Origin of the sequence: Streptomyces sp. NPDC006739 (assembly GCF_042869815.1) — a bacterium.
Taxonomy (GTDB): domain Bacteria; phylum Actinomycetota; class Actinomycetes; order Streptomycetales; family Streptomycetaceae; genus Streptomyces.
In genome coordinates, this window is sequence record NZ_JBIAGM010000028.1 from 13,757 (window position 1) to 36,484 (window position 22,728).

Consider the following 22,728-nt stretch of genomic DNA (forward strand, 5'->3'; position numbering starts at 1 on the left):
AAACAACAGTGATCAGTGGAGGGTCGTGAAGGTAAGTATCCGCAGGTCAGCTGGCATATTGAGGTGTAGTGCCCCTTGCCTCCAAGGGGCACGAAACCTCGCCGTTCAGATGTCCCGGAAGATCTCGATCTGTGCCCCGATGGAGTTCAGCCGTTCCGCGAGGTCCTCGTACCCCCGGTTGATGACGTACACGTTGCGCAGCACCGACGTGCCCTCGGCCGCCATCATCGCCAGCAGGACGACCACGGCGGGGCGCAGGGCGGGCGGGCACATCATCTCGGCGGCGCGCCAGCGGGTCGGGCCCTCGACCAGGACGCGGTGCGGGTCGAGGAGTTGGAGACGGCCGCCGAGGCGGTTGAGGTCCGTCAGGTAGATCGCGCGGTTGTCGTAGACCCAGTCGTGGATCAGGGTCTGGCCCTGCGCGACCGCCGCGATGGCGGCGAAGAAGGGGACGTTGTCGATGTTCAGGCCGGGGAAGGGCATCGGGTGGATCTTGTCGATCGGCGCCTCCAGCTTGGAGGGTCGGACGGTGAGGTCCACCAGGCGCGTACGGCCGTTGTCGGCGACGTACTCCGCGCCGCGGTCGTGGTCGAGGCCCATCTCCTCCAGGACCGCCAGCTCGATCTCCAGGAACTCGATCGGCACCCGGCGCACCGTCAGCTCCGACTCGGTGACCACGGCGGCGGCCAGCAGGCTCATCGCCTCGACCGGGTCCTCGGAGGGGGAGTAGTCCACGTCGACGTCGATGTCGGGGACGCCGTGCACGGTGAGGGTGGTGGTGCCGATGCCCTCCACCTCGACACCGAGCGCCTCCAGGAAGAAGCACAGGTCCTGGACCATGTAGTTGGAGGAGGCGTTGCGGATGACGGTGACGCCGTCGTGCCGGGCGGCGGCCAGCAGCGCGTTCTCGGTGACCGTGTCCCCGCGCTCGGTCAGTACGATCGGCCGGTCGGGGCGCACCGAGCGGTCCACCACCGCGTGGTACTGGCCCTCGGTCGCGGCGATGTCCAGCCCGAACCTGCGCAGCGCGATCATGTGCGGCTCGATGGTCCGGGTCCCCAGGTCGCAGCCGCCGGCGTAGGGCAGCTTGAAGTGGTCCATACGGTGCAGCAGCGGGCCCAGGAACATGATGATGGACCGCGTCCGTACGGCCGCGTCGGCGTCGATCGCCGCGATGTCCAGCGCGGCCGGCGGCACCAGCTCCAGGTCGACGCCGTCGTTGATCCAGCGGCTGCGCACCCCGATGGAGTTGAGCACCTCCAGAAGGCGGTACACCTCCTCGATCCGGGCCACCCGGCGCAGCACCGTGCGCCCCTTGTTCAGCAGGGAGCCGCAGAGCAGGGCCACGCAGGCGTTCTTGCTGGTCTTCACGTCGATGGCGCCGGACAGCCGGCGGCCGCCGACCACCCGCAGATGCATCGGGCCCGCGTAGCCGAGCGACACGATCTCGCTGTCGAGGGCTTCACCGATTCGGGCGATCATCTCAAGGCTGATGTTCTGGTTGCCGCGCTCGATGCGGTTCACCGCGCTCTGGCTGGTGCCCAGAGCCTCCGCGAGTTGCGCCTGTGTCCAGCCTCGGTGTTGCCGGGCGTCACGGATGAGCTTGCCGATGCGTACGAGGTAATCGTCTGCCATGGGGCTGAGGCTATCTCAGATATGAGATGGCGCCCGTCAAGGGGGTCCGTTCGGGTGATGGACTGTCAATCCGCCCTGGCCCGTCGCGGTCGCGCGGGCCGGTGGGCGGGAGTGTGGGCCATGCCACTGAATATCGGCGGGACGGGACCGGGCCGGGCATGACCATCGAGCCCCGGTGTATTAGAGTTATCTCGACATCGAGATATCTGCCGAGGCGCACCGTAGCCGCCACTCTAGTAAGGCTTGCCTAACTTAGCCTGACCTTACCGGATCGGCCAACCTGGCGTGGCGGCAGGATTGACGGTGGTACGCGCACATCAATGAAGGAGACTGTCGTGTCGGCGAACAGCTTCGACGCCCGCAGCACGCTGCAGGTGGGCGACGAGTCGTACGAGATCTTCCGGCTGGACAAGGTGGAGGGCTCGGCTCGCCTGCCCTACAGCCTCAAGGTCCTGCTGGAGAACCTGCTCCGCACGGAGGACGGCGCGAACATCACCGCCGACCACATCCGCGCCCTCGGCGGCTGGGACTCCCAGGCGCAGCCCAGCCAGGAGATCCAGTTCACGCCGGCCCGCGTGATCATGCAGGACTTCACGGGTGTTCCCTGCGTCGTGGACCTCGCGACCATGCGTGAGGCCGTCAAGGAGCTGGGCGGCGACCCGGCCAAGATCAATCCGCTGGCCCCGGCCGAGCTGGTCATCGACCACTCCGTCATCGCCGACAAGTTCGGCACCCACGACGCCTTCAAGCAGAACGTCGAGCTGGAGTACGGCCGCAACAAGGAGCGCTACCAGTTCCTGCGCTGGGGCCAGACCGCCTTCGACGAGTTCAAGGTCGTCCCGCCCGGCACCGGCATCGTCCACCAGGTGAACATCGAGCACCTCGCGCGTACGGTCATGGTCCGAGGCGGCCAGGCCTACCCCGACACCCTCGTCGGCACCGACTCCCACACCACCATGGTCAACGGCCTCGGCGTGCTGGGCTGGGGCGTCGGCGGCATCGAGGCCGAGGCCGCGATGCTCGGCCAGCCGGTCTCCATGCTCATCCCGCGCGTCGTCGGCTTCAAGCTGACCGGCGAGCTGCCCGCCGGCACCACCGCCACCGACCTGGTGCTGACCATCACCGAGATGCTCCGCAAGCACGGCGTGGTCGGCAAGTTCGTCGAGTTCTACGGCGAGGGCGTGGCCGCCACCAGCCTCGCCAACCGCGCCACCATCGGCAACATGTCGCCGGAGTTCGGCTCCACCGCCGCGATCTTCCCGATCGACGACGAGACCCTGAGGTACCTCAAGCTCACCGGCCGCTCCGAGCAGCAGGTCGCGCTCGTCGAGGCGTACGCCAAGGAGCAGGGCCTCTGGCTTGACCCGAAGGCCGAGCCGGACTTCTCCGAGAAGCTCGAACTGGACCTCTCGACGGTCGTCCCCTCGATCGCCGGCCCGAAGCGCCCGCAGGACCGCATCGTCCTCGCCGAGGCCGCCCAGCAGTTCGCCAAGGACGTCCTCAACTACGTCGAGGCCCCCGTCGCGCAGACGTCCGCCGCCGCGGCCTCCCCGGTCGACGAGGCGAGCGACGAGTCCTTCCCGGCCTCCGACGCCCCGGCCTACGGCAGCCAGGAGAACGGTGCGGGCGCCCCGCAGCACGGCCAGGGCACCGGCGCCGTACCGTCCAACCCGGTCCAGGTCACCGCCCCCGACGGCACGACCTACGAGCTGGACCACGGCGCGGTGACGGTGGCCGCCATCACCTCCTGCACCAACACCTCCAACCCGTACGTCATGGTCGCCGCCGCCCTGGTGGCCAAGAAGGCGGTCGAGAAGGGCCTGACCCGCAAGCCGTGGGTCAAGACCACCCTCGCCCCGGGCTCCAAGGTCGTCACCGACTACTTCGACAAGGCGGGCCTGACCCCGTACCTCGACAAGGTCGGCTTCAACCTCGTCGGCTACGGCTGCACCACCTGCATCGGCAACTCCGGCCCGCTGCCGGAGGAGGTCTCCAAGGCCGTCAACGACCACGACCTCGCGGTCACCTCGGTCCTCTCCGGCAACCGGAACTTCGAGGGCCGTATCAACCCCGACGTCAAGATGAACTACCTGGCCTCCCCGCCGCTGGTCGTCGCCTACGCCCTCGCGGGCTCCATGAAGGTGGACATCACCCGCGACGCCCTGGGCACCGACCAGGACGGCAACCCGGTCTTCCTGAAGGACATCTGGCCCTCCGAGGCCGAGGTCAACGACGTCGTCGCCAACGCCATCGGCGAGGACATGTTCTCCAAGTCCTACAGCGACGTCTTCGCGGGCGACGCCCAGTGGCAGGCGCTGCCGATCCCGACCGGCAACACCTTCGAGTGGGACCCGGAGTCGACGTACGTCCGCAAGCCCCCGTACTTCGAGGGCATGGCCCACGAGCCGGCGCCCGTCACCGACATCTCCGGCGCCCGCGTGCTGGCCAAGCTCGGCGACTCGGTGACGACGGACCACATCTCGCCCGCCGGTGCCATCAAGGCCGACACCCCGGCCGGCAAGTACCTCACCGAGCACGGTGTGGAGCGCCGCGACTTCAACAGCTACGGCTCGCGCCGAGGCAACCACGAGGTCATGATCCGCGGTACGTTCGCCAACATCCGTCTGCGCAACCAGATCGCGCCGGGCACCGAGGGCGGCTACACCCGCGACTTCACCCAGGCGGACGCGCCGGTGTCGTTCATCTACGACGCCTCGCGCAACTACATCGAGCAGGGCATCCCGCTGGTCGTCCTCGCGGGCAAGGAGTACGGCTCCGGCTCGTCCCGCGACTGGGCCGCCAAGGGCACCGCCCTCCTCGGCGTCAAGGCCGTCATCGCCGAGTCGTACGAGCGCATCCACCGCTCGAACCTCATCGGCATGGGCGTGCTCCCGCTGCAGTTCCCGGAGGGTGCGAACGCCCAGTCCCTCGGCCTGACCGGCGAGGAGACCTTCTCCTTCACCGGCGTCGAGGAGCTGAACAACGGCACCACCCCGCGCACGGTCAAGGTCACCACCGACACGGGCGTCGAGTTCGACGCGGTCGTCCGCATCGACACTCCCGGTGAGGCGGACTACTACCGCAACGGCGGCATCATGCAGTACGTGCTGCGCAGCCTGATCCGCAAGTAGGCGGCAAGCCGCGAGCAAGCCAGGCAAGCGGCAACGCACGGCAGTCGAGGGCCGCATCCCCGCAGGACGGGGGTGCGGCCCCTTCGTCGGCGCCGGACGGACCCCGGGGTCCATGGGCACGGCTCAGCCTGAGCACAGGGTTCCCCCAGGCCACCGGGACAGAATCGATACATGTCCGGCACCCCAGGGGCACAGCGTCGGGGGCGCCGCCTCGCGCGGCCCCTCCCGCCTCAGGTGTCCCTCAGCTCCGCGACGAACAGCTCGTCGACCGTGCGCGGTACCGCGGACAGGCCCTGTTCACGGTGATAGCGCAGGTAGGTCTCGAGAGCCGCGCGGTTGGAGTCGAGGCCGTAGGGCCACCAGTCGTGCGGGAACAGCTTCTCGTTCTCTTCGAACAGGTCGTTCATCCACGGCACCATCGTGGTGACCTGGTAGAGCCGTCGCATATCGCGGTAGGACTCCGCTGCGGCCCGCTTGGCCTGTGAGAAGCCCTGGTAGAGGCACTGGGCCAGCCCAGGACGGGAGGCGAGCAGGCCGCGGGGGGCGGCGACGGTGTGCATCATCGGGAAGATGCCGGTGCGGCGGTACCAGTCCCGCTCGCGCGCCCGGTGGTCCGGGAACAGGGGCGCGATGTTCGGTGATCCGGCGAGGTACGGCGTCGGCGCGTTGGCGCTGAACAGGACGTCGATCTCACCGCGGTCGAGCATGTCGGCCAGGGTGCGCCCGGCGGGAGCGAAGGTGATCTCGACGTCGTCGGGGCGGGGATGCGTGGTGAACTCGAACGGGGCGGGCAACGGCGTTTCCAGACCGCCGAGGACCCAGCGGTTCCTCTCCGGCGCGAAACCGTACTCGTCGGACAGGATGCCCTTCGCCCAGACGCCCGAGTCCTGGCCGTACATGCCGAACTCGCCGATCGTGCGGCCGACGAGATCCTCCGGTCCCCGGATGCCCTTGCGCGTGTTCACGAACACGCAGGAATGCCGGAACACCCGGTTGGGGAACACCGGCAGCGCCACGAGGTCGGCACCGGCGTCCAGTGCCCGCAGGTAGTAGGTGAGACCGAACTCGGCGACGTCGAACCGGCCGGCCGTCAGACCGGCGAAGATCTCCGGGATGGTGGACGCGGTGTGCAAGGTGGCGTCGAGGCCGTCGAAGCCGACGGTGCCGTCGAAGAGCGCACGGGTGGTGTCGTAGCGAAAACTCGCGATGTCCACGTGGAGGGGGGCCACAGGCTTGCTCCTTGTGATCGGGTCGGGCGGCACGGCCGCATTTCCGTGAATGACCTTTCACTTTTAGAGTGGACCCGCGAGACGACGAGTGTCAAGATGAATGATCATTCACTGTTTTGGAGGCGGACGTGCCACGCATCTCACCGGAGCGGCGCGAGGCCAGGCGCGCGGAGATCGTCGCGGCGGCGCGCCGCTGTTTCTCCCGCGACGGGTTCCATCAGACGTCCATGCCCGACATCGCCGCGGAAGCGGGCGTGTCGGCCGGGGCGCCCTACCGCTACTTCGCGAGCAAGGAAGAGATCATCCTCGCCATCGCCGAGGACGCGTTCGGGCTGGTCTTCAAGCCGGTCGAGCGGCTGGCCGAGGACAGTGCGGCCCCGTCCGTGGCCGAACTGGTGGCCGCCTCGCTCGAAGCGCTCAGCGTGGACACCGTCACCGACGCCACCGGCCGTTCCGTACCGGTGGACGAGCTGTTGCGCTGTGCCGTGCAGGCGTGGTCCGAACTCCTGCGCAACGACGCCGTACGCGTCCCGGCCGTCGAGGGATTCGAGGCGGTCCGCCGCAGCATCGCCGAAGCGCTCGACCGGGGCCGGCGGGCGGGCGCCGTCCCCGGCGCCGTGGCCCCCGAGAACGGCGCCCGAGTGGTGATGGGCCTGCTCCATGGCTATCTGCTCCAGCGCGTGGCGTTCGGCCTCACGGACACGGCCGGGTTCAGCGCGGACGTCGACGTGCTGCTGGCCTCGGCGCGGGGGCGGTGAACTCTCCTCCGTCCCTCACTCCTCCGCCCTCCGCCCCGCCGTCGGTGAACTCCTCGTCCGTGTCAGGCGTTTACATCTGCGGCGCTCGGCGCTAACTTCACAGGACGGTGAGGTGGGAGCGCTCCCATGGGTGGACCGGAACCCGCCCGGCGGAACCGCTCCCGCCTCACCCTCCGCGGCCTCCATGTGCGAGGCCCCGCACCCTTCCGCGCGACCGTCGACGACCGAGGTTCGCATGTCATGTCTACGACAATCGTAATTACCCCGCGATTACCGCGCCGCACCCGCAGAAGCGCCCTCTTCCTCGTGCTCGTGGCTCTGCTCTCCACCGTCCCGGCCCTGGCCCTGATCCTCGCCACGGGCCACCGCGCCGAGGCGCACGGCACCCCCATGAAGCCCGGCAGCCGCACCTTCCTGTGCTGGCAGGACGCGCTCACCAGCACCGGTGAGATCAAGCCGGTCAACCCGGCCTGCAAGGCGGCCCAGCAGGCCGGCGGCACCACGCCGTTCTACAACTGGTTCTCGGTGCTGCGCTCGGACGGCGCCGGCCGCACCCGCGGCTTCGTGCCGGACGGCCACCTGTGCAGCGGCGGCAACCCCAACTTCACGGGCTTCGACGCGGCCCGTGACGACTGGCCGGTGACCCACCTGACCTCGGGCGCCACCGTCGACTTCTCCTACAACGCCTGGGCGGCCCACCCCGGTTGGTTCTACGTCTACGTCACCAAGGACGGCTACGACCCGAAGAAGCCGCTCACCTGGGACGAGATGGAGGACCAGCCGTTCCTCACCGTCGACCACCCGCCGCTGCACGGCAGTCCCGGCACGGTCGAGGCCAACTACTCCTGGACCGGCAAGCTTCCGGCGAACAAGTCGGGGCGGCACATCATCTACATGGTGTGGCAGCGCTCCGACAGCACGGAGACCTTCTACTCCTGCTCGGACGTCGTCTTCGACGGCGGCAACGGCGAGGTGACGGGCATCCACGACCCGGGCAACCCCACCCAGCCCCCGCCGGGTACCTGCACGGCCACCCGGAAGACCACCGGCAGCTGGCCCGGCGGCTACCAGTCCGAGGTGACCGTCACCAACAGCGGTGACGTGCCGATGCTCGGCTGGATGGTCGACTGGACGCTGCCGGCCGGCCAGTCGGTGGCCAGTCTGTGGAGCGGCGACGCGACGTACGGCGGACAGGACGTGATGGTCCACAACGTCGACTGGAACGGCTCCCTCAGTCCCGGACAGAGCACGACGTTCGGGTACGTCGTCCAGGGCGACGGCGGTGACAGCGCGACGACCCTGCCCTGTCAGGTCGGCTGAACAGCCCGGGGCGGACCCGGTGGCGCTGCCGCCGGGTCCGCGAGCCGGGCGGCCGAGGGGCGTGCGCTCAGGCCAGCAGTTCCACCTCCGCCAGCGTCGCCTCGCCGTCGAACACCAGCCGGTACCTCGCGTACGAGCCCGGCGTCGCGATGCTGAACGCCCGGGTCTGCCGGTCCCAGGTGAACGACTCGCCGGTGCGGTGGTCCAGCGTCTGCCAGGTGGTGCCGTCCGCCGAGCCCTGGAGGCTCCAGCCGGCCGGTACCTTCGTGTGGTCGGTGGACGAGGTCAGCGTGTACTGGACGGCTCTGGTGGCGCCGCCCACCGGCAGGTCCACGGAGGTCACCGTCGCGTCCGTCGCCGAGGTGTTGTCGAACAGGGCGCCGTCCCCCTTCAGCACGTCCGCGCGGGGGGTGGGGATCCTGTCGTCCTGGGTGACGGAGACCGGGGCCGCGTCCCTGCCCGAGCCCCAGGCCGAGGGCCTGGAGCCCATGGAGAACTCCAGCGTTCCGCCCTGGGCGAGCAGCGAGTGGGGCAGCGAGGTCGACGTCCAGGGGCGGCCGTCGACCCTCACCCCCTGCACGTAGACGTTCGTCGCGCTGTTCCCCGGAGCGCTGATCACCAGGTCCCGGCCGTTCTCCAGGTGCACGGTCGCCTTGGTGAACAGCGGGGAGCCGATGGCGTACTCGCCGCTGCCCATGACCAGCGGGTATAAGCCGAGCGCGGAGAACAGGTACCAGGCCGACTGCTCGCCGTTGTCCTCGTCCCCGTGGTAGCCCTGCCCGATCTCGCTGCCCGTGTAGAGCCGGGAGAGGACCTCGCGGACGTACCGCTGGGCCTTCCAGGGCTCACCGGCCGCGTCGTACATGTAGATCACGTGGTGGGCGACCTGGTTGGAGTGGCCGTACATGCCCATCCGGACGTCCCGGGCCTCGGTCATCTCGTGGATGACACCGCCGTAGGAGCCGACGAGGTCGGGGGAGGCGGTCTCCGGGGTGGCGAAGAACTCGTCGAGCTTGTCGGCGAGTCCCGTGCGGCCGCCGTACAGGTTGGCCAGGCCCCGGCTGTCCTGCGGGACGGTGAAGGCGTAACCCCAGCCGTTGGTCTCCGTGTAGTCGTAGCCCCACACCCGCGGGTCGTACTTCGAGGGGTGGAGCCGGAAGTCGCCCCGCGCGTCCCGGCCCTGGAAGAAGCCCGCCCGGCGGTCGAAGAGGTCGACGTAGTCCCGGGCGCGGTTGAGGAAGTACTCCGACTCCTCCTGGTAGCGCCGCTCGCCGGTCCTCCGGTAGAGGGCCTGGCCCATCTTCGCGATGCCGTAGTCGTTGACGTAGCCCTCCATCGCCCAGGACAGGCCCTCCTCGGTGTCGGTGCTGGTGTAGCCGAGGAACGGCGAGGTGGTCATGCCCTTGCGGCCCACGCCCGGCATCGGCGGGACGACGGTGGCGTTCTTCAGCGCCGCCTCGTACGCCGCCCTGGCGTCGAAGCCGACGCCCTTGACGTAGGCGTCCGCGAACGCCACGTCCGAGGAGGTGCCGGTCATCAGGTCGGCGTAACCGGGGGAGGACCAGCGCGAGGTCCAGCCGCCGTCCTTGTACTGCTGCACGAACCCGTCCACCATCTCGCCGGCCTGAGCGGGGGTCAGGAGGGAGTAGGCGGGCCAGGTGGTCCGGTAGGTGTCCCAGAAGCCGTTGTTGACGTACACCCTGCCGTCGACGATCTTCGCTCCGGTGTGCGTCGGGGTGTCCTGCCCCGGCATGGGGGAGAAGGGCGAGGCGTACCGGTCCCGGCCGGCGACCCTCTCGAAGCCGGAATTGGGATACAGGTACAGCCGGTACATCGAGGAGTACAACGTGGTCAGCTGGTCCTCACTCGCGCCCTCCACCTCGACCTTGCCGAGCAGCTGGTCCCAGGTCCGCTGGGCGCGCGCCTCGACGGTGCCGAAGGAGGTGCCGTCCGGGATCTCCTGCGCGAGGTTGTCCCTGGCCTGGTCGACGCTGACGAGGGAGGTGGCCAGGCGCAGGGTGACGGTGTGGGCGGCGCCCGCGTCGAAGCGCAGATAGCCCTTGACCCCGCTGGAGCCGCCGCCGGTCACCGGTCTGTCGAAGACGCCGTAGACGAAGAGCCGGGTGGCGCCCGTGGACAGGCCCGACTTCACGTCCGAGAAGCCGGTGACGATCCCGTCGTCCTTGTCGAGGGTCAGGCCCGCCTGCTCGGTGACGTTGTCGAAGAGCACGCTCGCGTCCGTGCCCGGATAGGTGAAGCGCAGTACCGCCGCGTGGTCGGTCGGCGTCATCTCCGCCCGCAGCCCGTTCTCGAACCGCACCCCGTAGTAGTACGGCCGTGCCGTCTCGTTCTCGTGCCGGAAGGCCAGCGCCCGCGCCTTCCGGCCGGTGTCGGGGGTGCCGGCGGCGGCGGACGGCATCAGCTGGAAGGTCTGCCGGTCACCCATCCAGGGGCTCGGCTCGTGGCTGGCGCTGAACGCCTCGATCGTCGGCAGGTTGGCGTCGTTGTTCGCCCGCGCGTACTCGTACAGCCAGCTCAGCGAGGACGCGTTGGTCACCGGCGTCCAGAAGTTGAAGCCGTGCGGCAGCGCGGTCGCCGGGAAGTCGTTGCCGCGCGAGAAACTGCCGCTGGAGTTGGTGCCGCGGGTGGTCAGCGCGTAGTCCGACAGGTGCGCCCTCGGCCGTTCGGGTGGCGCCGGCCGGAGCGCGATGTCGTCGATCCAGCCCCGGAACTTCGCCGGGCCGCCCGGGGAGTCGTACGCCACCAGGATCCGGTCGACCGTCCTGCCGGCCGCGACCGAGCCGATCGCCGACTCCACGTCGTTCCACTGGTTGACGTACAGCGACTTCGCCGCGCCCTGTCCCCGCGGCGAGAGCGGGAAGCCGTGCTGGTCGACGGCGCCCAGGCCGCTCAGATAGGTGCCGTCGGTGAAGGCCAGGTCGACGGAGACATGGGTGGCGTCGTAGTCGCGGTCGCCGTCGGCCATCGAGGGGAAGATCCGGTACGACAACCGGGTGTCCCGGCCGACCTTCACGTTCACGTCGAAGACCTTGTTGTACGAGTACGCCCGGCCGTTCGCCGTGTGGCGCCCCGCGTACCGCAGCGCCCGCAGCCCGGTGTAGCCGGCCCGTGCCTTGGCGGTCGGCGAGCCGCTCGGGCCCCGGTCGACCAGCGAGAGCATGTCCTGCGGCACAGGCCCGCCCCCGCCGCCGGTCGAGAACTGGAGGTCGGCGAGCTGCAGGATGTCCGGGGCGCCGTTGTTCCTCGTGACCTCCAGCCGGAAGTACTGGTACTCGGCCGGCTGGGCGAGGTCGTAGGACTTGGTCTGGAACCGCGCCGAGAAGGATTCGTCCGAACGGGTGTCGACGGTCTTCCAGTCCTTGCCGTCCGTGGAGCCCCGCAGGGTCCAGTCCCTCGGGTCGCGGCCGTCGAAGTCGTTGGCCGAGGTGAGGGCGTAGGTCACCAGCCGGACCGGCCGGTCCAGGTCGAACTCCACCCATCCGGTGGGCTGGAACGTCAGCCATTTGGTGCCCGGCTCCCCGTCGGCGAGGTTCTCCTTCACCTCGCCCGCGCCGGTGTTCTCCCCGCTCGCCCGTACGTCGGTCACATGATCGGTGACATTGCCGGGGATGCCGCTGCTGTAGCCGCCGTCGACGCCCGAGGAGTGCTTGTCGCCGTCCGGTCCCGTGTCCACGGTGTTGAGCCAGTCGGGTGCCGGATCACCCGGCTCGAACGAGGATGCGAACTCCCGGTCGGCGGCCGGTGCCCTGGCGGGCAGGGCGACCGCCGCGCCCTGCGAGCCGACCGCCATGACGAAGGCGGCCGTGAGGACGACCGCCGGACCGTATCCGAGCCGAGTTCTCCGCTGCGTCAAAACGGGTACCTTCCCTGCGCGCTGGACAACGTTGTCAACTTCGCTGCGCAGGAACCAGTAGTGGTCAAGTGCCCCTTGATGTCAAGGGCGTTGGATGTGGCATTCAGGGGCCTGTGTCGCGAATTTCTCCGGTCCGGCATCTGCCGGACGGCCATATTTCCGCGAGGTCTCACTTCGGAAAAGCCCGTGGTCAACCTTGCGTTCCGCCTTGCTCCGCCGACCGGAAGTGGACTATACCTGTCGGCGTTTCCTGCACGACCCGCACTACCCGACCGCGGTGCCGGCAAGGATCCGGTTCACCGCCTGAGTCCTGGAGAAGGCGAGGACTTGAGCATGGGATCCACTTCCGCAGCGCACCACGGTGGCGAGGGCGTCGGCCGCCGTGATCTGATCAAGCGGTCCGCCGCGCTCGGCCTGATTTCGCTTCCGTCCGCCGGCTTCCTCTCCGCCTGTGCCAGCAGTGGTGGCGGCGGCCAGACCAAGGACAAGGCGGGCAAGAAGACCGCGAAGAACCCCCTCGCCGTCAACGACACCGCGCAGATGGAATTCGTCCTCTTCGACGGCGGCTTCGGCAAGGAGTACGCCCAGGACGCGGTCAAGATCTACGAAAAGGACTTCCCGAAGGCGAAGGTGAAGTTCTCCGCCACCCAGAAGATCCAGTCCACCCTCCAGCCCCGCTTCAACCAGGGCAACCCGCCGGACCTCATCGACAACTCCGGCGCCGAGCAGATGGACATGGGTGTGCTCGTCGGAAAGAAGCAGCTGGCGGACCTCACCCCGCTGCTGGACGCGCCGTCCTACGACGACCCGAAGAAGAAGGTCCGCGACACGCTGCGTCCCGGCATCGTGGAGATGGGCCAGTTCGACGGCGCCCCGGTGTGGATCCTGTACTACGCGTACACGGTGTACGGCGTCTGGTACTCCCAGAAGGCGCTGGACTCGCTGGACGAGCAGTACCCCGAGACCTGGGACCAGATGCTCGCGGTGTGCGAGAAGGCCAGGAAGAAGGGGATGGCGGGCTGGACGTACGCGGGCAAGTACCCGTACTACCTCCCCTTCTCGCTCTATCCGATGATCGGCAAGGTCGGCGGCCGGGAGGTGCTGGACGCCATCGACAACCTGGAGCCGAACGCCTGGAAGCACCCGGCGGTCAAGGCCTGCTTCGAGGCGTACTACGAGCTGTACAAGAAGGGCTACATCCTCCAGGGCACCCCGGGCCTGGACCACATCCAGTCGCAGACCGCCTGGGCCAAGGGCAAGGCGCTGTTCATCCCGAACGGCTCCTGGGTGGAGAACGAGTCGGCGAACGTCATCCCGGCCGACTTCGACCTCGCGGTCTCCGCGCCCACCGGCATCGACGGCTCGGACAAGATGCCGTTCGGCACCATCTGGGCCTCCGGCGGCGAGCCGTTCATCGTGCCGGCCAAGGCGGCGAACGCGGCGGGCGGCATGGAGCAGCTGCGCATCATGCTCTCCGAGGCGTCCTCGAAGAACTTCACCGCCAAGGTGAAGTCTCTGACCGCGTACAACGGCGGGACCACGGGCATCACGCTCACCCCGGGGCTGAAGTCGGGCGTGGCGGCGCTGCAGAAGGCCGGATCCAACGTGGTGAATCCGCGTCTGCAGGACTGGTACGTGCAGCTGCAGAAGGAGAAGATCGGGGTGGGCGGTCTCGGCGAGATGATGGCCGGCCGCCTCACTCCGGCGGAGGCCGTCAAGAAGATCCAGGGTTACGCCGACGAGACCGCCAAGGACACGACGATCAAGCACTACAAGCACCAGTAACCGGAATCCTCATCAGCACCGGAGTGGCGATGCAGCACGGCAAGTACCGGTTCATCGTGGGGTTTCTGGCGCTGCCCCTGGGACTGTACGCGCTCTTCGTGGTGTGGCCGTTCATCCAGTCCATCTACTACTCGTTCACGGACTGGACCGGCCTCAGCCCCGAATTCAAGATGGTCGGCTTCGACAACTACCGGAGGATGTTCAACGACGACATCTTCTGGAAGTCGCTGCAGCACAGCCTCCTCTTCGCCCTGGTGCTGCCCCTGGTGACACTCGGTCTGGCGCTCTTCCTCGCCTTCATGATCAATGTGGGCGGACGGCGGAGAAGGGGCGGCCCCGTGATCTCGGGTGTCCGGGGCTCCTCCTTCTACAAGATCGTGTATTTCTTTCCCCAGGTCCTGTCCATCGCGATCGTCTCGCTGTTGTTCGCCTTCGCGTACAACCCGGACAGCGGCGCGATCAACTCACTGCTCAGGGGAATCGGTCTCGGCCATGTCCAGCCGTTGTGGCTGGGCGACCCGGGTCTCGCACTGTGGTGCGTGATGGCGGTGCTGGTGTGGTCCACGGTCGGCTTCTTCGTGGTGCTGTTCTCGGCGGGCATGGCGTCGATCCCGGCGGACCTGTACGAGGCGGCGCTGCTGGACGGCGCCGGGCGCGCCGCCACCTTCTTCCGGATCACCCTGCCGCTGCTGTGGGACACGGTGCAGTCCGGCTGGGTCTACATGGGGATCCTCGCGCTCGGCGCAGAGTCGTTCGCGGTCGTACAGATCATGACGACCGGACCGGGCGGGCCCGACTACTCGACCACCGTCATGGTCCTGTACGTGTACCAGAAGGCGTTCCGGGACGGTCAGGCCGCCTACGCCACCACCATCGGCGTCGCCCTCCTCGTCGTCACGCTCGCCTTCGCCGCGGTCGTGATGCGGCTGGGCCGCCGCGAGCGGCTGGAGTTCTGACTGATGGAGACGACGCAGACCCCCGGGCCCCGGCCGGCCGAGTCCGGCGCCCCGGTCGCGAAGGCCGGCGCACCCGCGCCCGCGCCCGCCCGGCCGAAGAGGGAAGGGGGCGTCCTCAACGCCTTCTCCCACGGCATCCTGGTCATCTGGGCGATCATGGTGGTGATGCCGCTGGTGTGGGCGGTGATGACGTCCTTCAAGGACGACAACTCCATCTTCAGCTCGCCCTGGTCGCTGCCGGGAAAACTGCACTTCGGCAACTGGGCGCGGGCCTGGACCGACGCGAACATGAGCGACTACTTCCTCAACACCGTTCTGGTGGTGGGCGGTTCACTGATCGGCACGCTCGTGCTGGGCTCGATGGCGGCGTACGTCCTGGCCCGCTTCGACTTCCCGGGCAACCGGTTCATCTACTACCTGTTCGTCGGAGGCATGAGCTTCCCGATCATGCTGGCGCTGGTCCCGCTGTTCTACGTCGTGAACAACATGGGGCTGCTGAACACGATCCACGGACTGATCCTGGTCTACATCGCGTACTCGTTGCCGTTCACCGTCTTCTTCCTGACGGCGTTCTTCCGGACGCTGCCCACCTCGGTGGCGGAGGCGGCCTTCGTGGACGGCGCGTCGCACACCCGGACCTTCTTCCAGATCATGCTCCCGATGGCCAGGCCCGGCCTGATCAGCGTGGGGATCTTCAACTTCCTGGGCCAGTGGAACCAGTACATGCTCCCCACCGTGCTCAACACCGATCCCGACAAGCGCGTCCTCACCCAGGGCCTGGTCCAGCTGGCCGCCAGCCAGGGCTACAAGGGTGACTGGTCGGGTCTGTTCGCGGGCCTGGTGATGGCGATGCTGCCGGTGCTGGCGGCGTACGTCGTGTTCCAGCGGCAGGTGGTCGCGGGGCTGACGGCGGGGGCGCTGAAGTAGGGGCGGGGCGCCCCGGCGCTCCGCCGTTCCTCCCTTCGCCTTAGCAATTCGAACTCCAGTTCCCTAGCCGCCGGAGGTGGCCCCCGGGTGGCACGGAGGTGTCCATGGCGGTACTACCGAAGTGACAGCGATTTCCGTCAAGGACTTGACTGCGGTAACCCGTTCAGCAGAGCTTGGAGTTCATAACTTGTAAGTGGCCCGGTTCCGTGGATGTGACCTGGGCCACGGGCGGCGCAGGGGCCGCCCGGCCGATGGCGGGAGTGGATGGGTCGATGGAGACTCCGGGGTCGCAGTCGTCGCTGCACCGAGCCAACCTGGAACGAGTCGTACGAGCGGTGCGGCTGGCCGGGTCGCTCACGCAGGCGGAGATCGCGCGGACGACCGGGCTGTCCGCCGCGACGGTCTCCAACATCGTGCGGGAACTGAAGGACGGCGGCACCGTCGAGGTCACACCGACCTCGGCGGGCGGGCGCAGGGCCCGCAGCGTCTCGCTCAGCGGGGACGCCGGCATTGTGATCGGCGTCGATTTCGGACACACCCACCTGCGCGTGGCGATCGGGAACCTCGCCCACCAGGTGCTCGCCGAGGAGTCCGAGCCGCTGGACGTCGACGCCTCCTCCACCCAGGGCTTCGACCGGGCGGAAGAGCTGGTCAACCGCCTGATCGCGGCAACGGGCGTCGACCGGTCGAAGATCGCCGGGGTGGGCCTGGGCGTGCCCGGTCCCATCGACGTGGAGTCGGGGACCCTGGGGTCGACCGCCATCCTGCCCGGCTGGACCGGCACCAAGCCCGCCGAGGAGCTGCGCGGACGTCTCGGCGTGCCCGTGCACGTGGACAACGACGCCAACCTCGGCGCCCTGGGCGAGCTGGTCTGGGGCAGCGGGAAGGGCGTGCGTGATCTTGCTTACATCAAGGTCGCCAGCGGTGTCGGCGCCGGTCTGGTGATCAACGGCAAGATCTACCGCGGCCCGGGCGGCACGGCCGGAGAAATCGGACACATCACACTCGACGAAGCCGGCCCGGTCTGCCGTTGCGGGAACCGCGGCTGCCTGGAGACCTTCGCGGCGGCGCGCTACGTCCTGCCGCTGCTCCAGTCCAGCCACGGCACCGACCTCACGATGGAGGGCGTCGTACGGCTGGCCAGGGACGGCGACCCGGGCTGCCGCCGGGTGATCGCCGACGTCGGCCGCCACATCGGCAGCGGAGTGGCCAATCTCTGCAACCTGCTGAACCCGAGCAGGGTGGTGCTGGGCGGCGACCTCGCCGAGGCCGGGGAACTGGTGCTCGGGCCCATCAGGGAGTCCGTCGGCCGGTACGCCATCCCCAGCGCGGCGCGCCGGTTGTCGGTCCTGCCGGGGGCCCTCGGGGGCCGTGCCGAGGTGCTCGGCGCGCTCGCCCTCGCCCTCAGTGAGATGGGCGATTCGACCCTTTTGGACGGCTCCATTGCCGGGGCACTCCCGGTGGCCGCCCCTGCCTTCACTTAGAAAACGGATGGCACCGTTGCCATCTCGTTAAGGATTTACTTCTTGACGTCGCACGTGTGGCCGAGTTGACTTCCAGCCACCTCGGCCGCAACGTCGCGGCCTCGTCAGGGAGGTTTCTGAAGTGAACACGCGTATGCGTCGTGCCGCCTTTGCCGTTGCCGCGGGTGCGATGGCCGTCTCTCTCGCCGCCTGTGGCAGCGCGAAGGAGTCCGGCAACAAGAGTTCTGCCTCGTCGTCCCCGAAGAAGGGCGACAACATCAAGGTCGGTCTGCTCCTGCCGGAGAACACGACCGCGCGGTACGAGAAGTTCGACCGGCCCTTGATCGAGAAGAAGGTCAAGGACCTGACCAACGGCAAGGGCGAGGTCGTCTACGCCAACGCCAAGCAGGACGCGACGGTGCAGAACCAGCAGGTCGAGACCATGATCACGCAGAAGGTCGACGTGCTGATCGTGGACGCGGTGGACTACGTCGCCATCAAGAACTCCGTGCAGAAGGCCCACGACGCCGGCATCCCGGTCATCGCCTACGACCGCCTGGCGCAGGGCCCGATCAGCGGCTACACGTCCTTCGACAACGCCACCGTCGGCAAGACCCAGGGCCAGGCCCTGCTCACCGCCCTCGGCTCCAAGGCCAAGTCGGGCAAGATCGTGATGATGAACGGGTCGATCACCGACCCGAACGCCGCCCAGTTCAAGCAGGGCGCCCTCTCCGTCCTCAACGGCAAGGTGAACATCGGCAAGTCCTACGACACCAAGGACTGGAACCCGGTGAACGCCAACTCCAACATGGAGGCCGCGATCTCGGCCGTCGGCAAGCAGAACATCGTCGGCGTCTACTCCGCCAACGACGACATGGCCGGCGGTATCATCACCGCCCTCAAGGCTGCGGGCCTCAACGTCCCGGTCACCGGCCAGGACGCGGCGCTCACCGGTGTCCAGCGCATCGTCGCCGGTACCCAGTACATGAGCGTCTACAAGCCGTACCCGACGGAGGCCAACGCGGTCGCCGAGATGGCCGTCGACGCCGCCCAGGGCAAGCCGCTCAGCTCCGTCGCCACCGGCACGGTCGACAGCCCGACCAACAAGGGCATCCCGGCGAAGATCATCCCGGTCTACTCCCTGACCAAGGACAACATCAAGGACACCGTCATCAAGGACGGCATCTACACGGTCAGCGACATCTGCACGGCCCAGTACAAGGCGGACTGCGACAAGATCGGTCTCAAGTAGCACCGAGTCGCCCCACATCTCCTCCGGCGCCCCGCGCATCAGACAGCCCCGCAAGCTCGCCGCGGGGCGCCGGACGGACCCCCATACTCTTCTGCACAACCTCCCGCCGGGTCAGGCGGCGAAGGAGATGGTTCACGTGTCCGCTACGCCCGTGCTGGCGTTGCGCGGGGTCTCCAAGCGGTTCGGTGCCGTTCAGGCGCTCACCGACGTAGAGCTTGAGGTCCACGCCGGTGAAGTGGTCGCCCTGGTGGGCGACAACGGCGCCGGAAAGTCCACGCTGGTCAAGACGATCGCCGGCGTGCACCCCATCGATGAAGGCGTCATCGAGTGGGAAGGCAAGGCCGTCCAGATCAACAGGCCGCACGACGCCCAGCACCTGGGCATCGCGACGGTGTACCAGGATCTGGCGCTGTGCGACAACATCGATGTCGTCGGCAACCTGTACCTGGGCCGTGAGGTCCGCAAGTACGGCGTCCTCGACGAGGTCGAGATGGAGCGCCGCTCGCTCGAACTGCTGAACACGCTGTCGATCCGCATCCCCAGCGTCCGTATCCCGATCGCCTCGCTCTCCGGCGGTCAGCGTCAGACCGTGGCCATCGCCCGCTCCATGCTGGGCGAGCCCAAGCTGGTCATCCTCGACGAGCCCACCGCCGCTCTGGGCGTCGAGCAGACCGCCCAGGTCCTCGACCTCGTGGAGCGGCTGCGGGAACGTGGTCACGCCGTGGTCCTCATCAGCCACAACATGGCCGACGTGAAGGCCGTCGCCGACAAGGTGGCGGTACTGCGTCTGGGGCGCAACAACGGCGTCTTCGAGGTCAAGTCGACCTCGCAGGAAGAGATCATCTCCGCCATCACCGGCGCCACGGACAACGCCGTGACCCGTCGTGCGGCGCGCAGCAACGGGGAGATCAAGAAGTGAGCAAGATCGAGAAGACTCCCACGCCCGAGCAGGACCGCGTGGTGGAGAACCCCGAGGCGGCCGCCGGCGCGGCGACCGTGGTCGACCCCCGCCTGCTGGTGCGCGAACAGGGCTTCGCGGGCTACGTCACCGAGTTCAAGCGGAAGGTGAAGGCCGGTGACCTGGGCTCCATCCCGGTCGTCATCGGTCTGGCGATCATCTGGATCATCTTCCAGAGCCTGAACTCCAACTTCCTGACGGCGAACAACCTCTCCGACATCTCCATCGCCATGGTGGGCACGGGCATGATCGCCGTCGGCATCGTGTTCGTGCTGCTGCTCGGCGAGATCGACCTGTCGGTCGGCTCCGTCTCCGGCGTCGCCGGCGCCACCTTCGCCGTGCTGAACGTCACGCACGGCATGAGCGAGTGGGTGGCCTTCGTCCTGGCCATCCTCACCGGCACCGTCGCCGGCGCCATCCACGGCGTGGTCTTCGCGAAGATCGGCGTGCCCGCGTTCGCCGTCACCCTGGCCGGTCTGCTGTTCTGGAACGGCTTCATGCTGAAGATCCTGGGCGACAACGGCACGATCAACCTCGACAGCAACGGCATGGTCGCCTCGCTGACGACGTACTACTTCTCCGACGTGGCCGCCGCCTACGGGCTCGCCATCGCGGTGACGGTGCTGTACTTCCTCAGCGCCTACTTCGGCAACAAGCGCCGCGAGGCCGCCGGGGTGCCCTCGAAGCCGCTCAGCGAGACCATCCTGCGCACCGCGCTGCTGGCCGTCGTCGCGTTCGCCGCGGCGATCATGTTCAACCAGTACAAGGGCCTGCCGCTGGCCGTGGTCATCTTCGTCGGTGTGCTGCTCGTCACCGACTTCGTGCTGCGCCGCACGCCCTTCGGCCGGAAGATCTTCGCCCTCGGCGGCAGCGTCGAGGCCTCCCGGCGTGCCGGTATCAACGTCGACATGATCCGGATCTCGGTCTTCGCGATCTCCGGTACGTTCGCGGCCGTCGGCGGCCTGTTCATCGCCTCCAAGATCGCCTCCGCCAACCAGGGCGCGGGCGGCGGTGACCTGCTGATGAACGCCATCGCGGCGGCCGTGATCGGTGGCACGTCCCTCTTCGGCGGCCGCGGCCGCACCTGGAACGCGCTCCTCGGTGTGCTGGTGATCGTCTCGATCCAGTACGGCCTCGCCCTGGAGGGCATCGCCTCGCCGGTCCAGTACATGATCACCGGTGGCGTGCTGCTGGCGACCGTGGTCATCGACGCGGTGACCCGCAAGACGCAGAAGACCGCGGGCCGCGCGTAGCGCCGCAGCCCTCAGGTACGCCCGGTGCCCGGTGCCTTCGAGGTACCGGGCACCGGCCTGTCTTAGACTCGACTGGCCCGGCAACAGCTCGATCAGCTTTTACTGCAAGGAGGCACGGGTGCCGCTGCTGACCCGCATCACGGGACCGCGCGATCTGGACCGGCTCAGCCTGGAGGAGCTGGACCAGCTGGCAGGGGAGATCCGGAGCTTCCTCGTCGACGCCGTCTCCAAGACCGGCGGCCACCTCGGCCCCAACCTCGGTGTCGTGGAACTGACGATCGCCCTGCACCGTGTCTTCGACTCCCCGAGGGACAAGGTGCTGTGGGACACGGGCCACCAGTCCTACGTGCACAAACTGCTCACCGGCCGGCAGGACTTCTCCCGGCTGAAGATGAAGGGCGGCCTGTCCGGCTACCCCTCGCAGGCCGAGTCCGAGCACGACGTCATCGAGAACAGCCACGCCTCCACGGTGCTGGGCTGGGCCGACGGCATCGCCAAGGCCAACGAACTGCTGCGGCGGGACAGCCACGTCGTCGCCGTGATCGGTGACGGCGCCCTGACCGGCGGCATGGCCTGGGAGGCGCTGAACAACATCGCCGAGGCCAAGGACCGCCCGCTCGTCATCGTCGTCAACGACAACGAGCGCTCCTACGCCCCGACCATCGGCGGCCTCGCCAACCACCTGGCGACCCTGCGCACCACCGACGGCTACGAGCGCTTCCTCGCCCGGACCAAGGACATCCTCGACCGCACCCCGGTCGTCGGCAAGCCGCTGTACGAGACCCTGCACGGCGCCAAGAAGGGGCTGAAGGACTTCATCGCCCCGCAGGGCATGTTCGAGGACCTCGGCCTCAAGTACGTCGGCCCGATCGACGGCCACGACATCGAGGCGCTGGAGTCGGCGCTGGCCCGCGCCAAGCGGTTCGGTGGCCCGGTGATCGTGCACTGCCTGACCGAGAAGGGCCGCGGCTACCAGCCCGCCCTCCAGGACGAGGCGGACCGCTTCCACGGCATCGGCCCCATCCACCCCGACACTGGCCTGCCCGTCAAGGCCTCCGGCGCCGACTGGACCTCCGTCTTCGGCGACGAGATGGTCCGCCTCGGCCAGGAGCGCGAGGACATCGTGGCCATCACGGCGGCGATGCTGCAGCCCGTCGGCCTGAAGAAGTTCGCGGACACCTTCCCCGACCGGATCTACGACGTCGGCATCGCCGAGCAGCACGGCGCCGTCTCCGCGGCCGGCCTGGCGCACGCCGGAGTGCACCCGGTCTTCGCCGTCTACGCCACCTTCCTCAACCGTGCCTTCGACCAGGTGCTGATGGACGTGGCCCTGCACAAGTGCGGTGTCACCTTCGTGCTGGACCGGGCCGGCGTCACCGGCACCGACGGCGCCTCCCACAACGGCATGTGGGACATGTCCATCCTCCAGGTCGTACCGGGCCTCAGGCTGGCCGCCCCGCGCGACGCCGACCAGGTCCGCGCCCAGCTGCGCGAGGCCGTCGAGGTGGACGACGCGCCGACCGTGGTGCGCTTCTCCAAGGGCGCCGTCGGCCCCGCCGTACCGGCCGTCGGACGCGTCGGCGGCATGGACGTGCTGCGCGAGCCGGGCACCGACCGCCCGGACGTGCTCCTGGTCTCCGTGGGCGCCCTGGCCCCCATGTGCCTGGAGATCGCCGCCCTCCTCGACCAGCAGGGCATCTCCACCACCGTCGTCGACCCGCGCTGGGTCAAGCCGGTCGACGAGGCCATGGCACCGCTCGCCGAGCGGCACCGGGTGGTCGTCACCGTCGAGGACAACAGCCGCGTCGGCGGCGTCGGCTCGGCCGTCGCCCAGGCCCTCAGGGACGCGGGCGTCGACGTGCCGCTGCGCGACTTCGGCATCCCGCCCCGCTTCCTCGACCACGCCTCCCGCGCCGAGGTGATGACCGAGATCGGGCTGACCGCCCCCGCCATCGCCCGCCAGGTCACCGGCCTGGTCTCCCGGCTGGACGGCAGGTACACCAGCGCGGCGGCCGAGGTCGACTCGGTGGAAACCGCCCGCGACTAGTGCTGTGACCGGAAAGGTTTGGCGAGCCGGTGAACCTTTCCGGTCGCAGCACTAGCGCCGCGACCGGACCGGCCGGACCGGCCCACGAGCCGTCCGGACGGGCCGGTTTCCCCGCCGCGGGGGGTGGGGAAACCGGCCCA

Annotated in this window: 14 protein-coding genes; 11 read left to right on the top strand and 3 right to left on the bottom strand. The window is 68.6% G+C overall.

Annotation, left to right across the window (positions count from 1 at the left end; translation table 11 throughout):
• Positions 1 to 105 precede the first annotated feature (105 nt).
• Positions 106 to 1,635, bottom strand: coding sequence for a helix-turn-helix domain-containing protein (locus ACFYMM_RS36520; protein WP_388395012.1), 1,530 nt, complete (start codon positions 1,633 to 1,635; stop codon positions 106 to 108).
• A gap of 335 nt (positions 1,636 to 1,970) precedes the next feature.
• On the opposite strand from ACFYMM_RS36520, the gene ACFYMM_RS36525 reads away from it, so the two are divergent.
• The gene (locus ACFYMM_RS36525; RefSeq protein ID WP_388395015.1) at positions 1,971 to 4,766 is read left to right on the top strand and encodes an aconitate hydratase; all 2,796 of its coding nucleotides are present in this window, start codon (positions 1,971 to 1,973) and stop codon (positions 4,764 to 4,766) included.
• Between the two features lie 230 nt (positions 4,767 to 4,996).
• On the opposite strand, the gene ACFYMM_RS36530 is transcribed toward ACFYMM_RS36525, so the two are convergent.
• On the bottom strand, positions 4,997 to 5,995 hold the full coding sequence (locus ACFYMM_RS36530; RefSeq protein WP_388395018.1) for a 4,5-dihydroxyphthalate decarboxylase: 999 nt from the start codon (positions 5,993 to 5,995) through the stop codon (positions 4,997 to 4,999).
• Between the two features lie 128 nt (positions 5,996 to 6,123).
• On the opposite strand from ACFYMM_RS36530, the gene ACFYMM_RS36535 reads away from it, so the two are divergent.
• Positions 6,124 to 6,753 (top strand): TetR/AcrR family transcriptional regulator, encoded by a 630-nt coding sequence (locus ACFYMM_RS36535; RefSeq protein WP_388395021.1) that lies wholly within the window; start codon positions 6,124 to 6,126, stop codon positions 6,751 to 6,753.
• Positions 6,754 to 6,993: 240 nt separating this feature from the next.
• The gene (locus tag ACFYMM_RS36540) at positions 6,994 to 8,073 is read left to right on the top strand and encodes a lytic polysaccharide monooxygenase (RefSeq protein WP_388395024.1); all 1,080 of its coding nucleotides are present in this window, start codon (positions 6,994 to 6,996) and stop codon (positions 8,071 to 8,073) included.
• Between the two features lie 67 nt (positions 8,074 to 8,140).
• On the opposite strand, the gene ACFYMM_RS36545 is transcribed toward ACFYMM_RS36540, so the two are convergent.
• Positions 8,141 to 11,884: a GH92 family glycosyl hydrolase gene (locus ACFYMM_RS36545; RefSeq protein WP_388395187.1), complete on the bottom strand. Its 3,744-nt coding sequence runs from the start codon at positions 11,882 to 11,884 to the stop codon at positions 8,141 to 8,143.
• A 396-nt stretch (positions 11,885 to 12,280) separates the two neighbouring features.
• Here ACFYMM_RS36545 and ngcE point away from each other — a divergent pair, with 396 nt between their 5' ends.
• The 8 genes from ngcE to dxs all read left to right on the top strand — a co-directional run bounded on the left by ngcE (position 12,281) and on the right by dxs (position 22,588).
• On the top strand, positions 12,281 to 13,732 hold the full coding sequence (gene ngcE, locus ACFYMM_RS36550; protein ID WP_388395027.1) for an N-acetylglucosamine/diacetylchitobiose ABC transporter substrate-binding protein: 1,452 nt from the start codon (positions 12,281 to 12,283) through the stop codon (positions 13,730 to 13,732).
• Positions 13,733 to 13,761: 29 nt separating this feature from the next.
• Positions 13,762 to 14,688 (top strand): carbohydrate ABC transporter permease, encoded by a 927-nt coding sequence (locus ACFYMM_RS36555; protein ID WP_388395030.1) that lies wholly within the window; start codon positions 13,762 to 13,764, stop codon positions 14,686 to 14,688.
• A 3-nt stretch (positions 14,689 to 14,691) separates the two neighbouring features.
• Positions 14,692 to 15,615, top strand: a complete 924-nt coding sequence (locus ACFYMM_RS36560; RefSeq protein WP_388395032.1) for a carbohydrate ABC transporter permease — start codon at positions 14,692 to 14,694, stop codon at positions 15,613 to 15,615.
• A 272-nt stretch (positions 15,616 to 15,887) separates the two neighbouring features.
• Positions 15,888 to 17,099, top strand: a complete 1,212-nt coding sequence (locus ACFYMM_RS36565) for an ROK family transcriptional regulator (RefSeq protein ID WP_388395034.1) — start codon at positions 15,888 to 15,890, stop codon at positions 17,097 to 17,099.
• A gap of 133 nt (positions 17,100 to 17,232) precedes the next feature.
• Complete coding sequence (locus ACFYMM_RS36570) at positions 17,233 to 18,330, top strand: sugar ABC transporter substrate-binding protein (protein WP_388395189.1); 1,098 nt, start codon at positions 17,233 to 17,235, stop codon at positions 18,328 to 18,330.
• Between the two features lie 127 nt (positions 18,331 to 18,457).
• Complete coding sequence (locus ACFYMM_RS36575) at positions 18,458 to 19,249, top strand: ATP-binding cassette domain-containing protein (RefSeq protein WP_388395037.1); 792 nt, start codon at positions 18,458 to 18,460, stop codon at positions 19,247 to 19,249.
• Positions 19,246 to 20,541 (top strand): sugar ABC transporter permease, encoded by a 1,296-nt coding sequence (locus ACFYMM_RS36580; RefSeq protein WP_388395040.1) that lies wholly within the window; start codon positions 19,246 to 19,248, stop codon positions 20,539 to 20,541. Before ACFYMM_RS36575 ends, ACFYMM_RS36580 begins: the two co-directional genes overlap by 4 nt.
• Before the next feature lie 118 nt (positions 20,542 to 20,659).
• Positions 20,660 to 22,588, top strand: coding sequence for a 1-deoxy-D-xylulose-5-phosphate synthase (gene dxs / locus ACFYMM_RS36585; RefSeq protein ID WP_388395042.1), 1,929 nt, complete (start codon positions 20,660 to 20,662; stop codon positions 22,586 to 22,588).
• The last annotated feature ends 140 nt before the right edge of the window (positions 22,589 to 22,728 follow it).

What these genes read in the sequence shown, in the direction of transcription:
- ACFYMM_RS36540 (WP_388395024.1), top strand. Translation starts at nt 6,994, where the DNA reads ATGTCTACGACAATCGTAATTACCCCGCGATTACCGCGCCGCACCCGC.
- ACFYMM_RS36575 (WP_388395037.1), top strand. Translation starts at nt 18,458, where the DNA reads ATGGTTCACGTGTCCGCTACGCCCGTGCTGGCGTTGCGCGGGGTCTCC.
- ACFYMM_RS36560 (WP_388395032.1), top strand. Translation starts at nt 14,692, where the DNA reads ATGGAGACGACGCAGACCCCCGGGCCCCGGCCGGCCGAGTCCGGCGCC.
- ACFYMM_RS36545 (WP_388395187.1), bottom strand. Translation starts at nt 11,884, where the DNA reads ATGGCGGTCGGCTCGCAGGGCGCGGCGGTCGCCCTGCCCGCCAGGGCA.
- ACFYMM_RS36565 (WP_388395034.1), top strand. Translation starts at nt 15,888, where the DNA reads ATGGAGACTCCGGGGTCGCAGTCGTCGCTGCACCGAGCCAACCTGGAA.
- ACFYMM_RS36570 (WP_388395189.1), top strand. Translation starts at nt 17,233, where the DNA reads ATGCGTCGTGCCGCCTTTGCCGTTGCCGCGGGTGCGATGGCCGTCTCT.
- ngcE (WP_388395027.1), top strand. Translation starts at nt 12,281, where the DNA reads ATGGGATCCACTTCCGCAGCGCACCACGGTGGCGAGGGCGTCGGCCGC.
- ACFYMM_RS36520 (WP_388395012.1), bottom strand. Translation starts at nt 1,635, where the DNA reads ATGGCAGACGATTACCTCGTACGCATCGGCAAGCTCATCCGTGACGCC.
- ACFYMM_RS36555 (WP_388395030.1), top strand. Translation starts at nt 13,762, where the DNA reads ATGCAGCACGGCAAGTACCGGTTCATCGTGGGGTTTCTGGCGCTGCCC.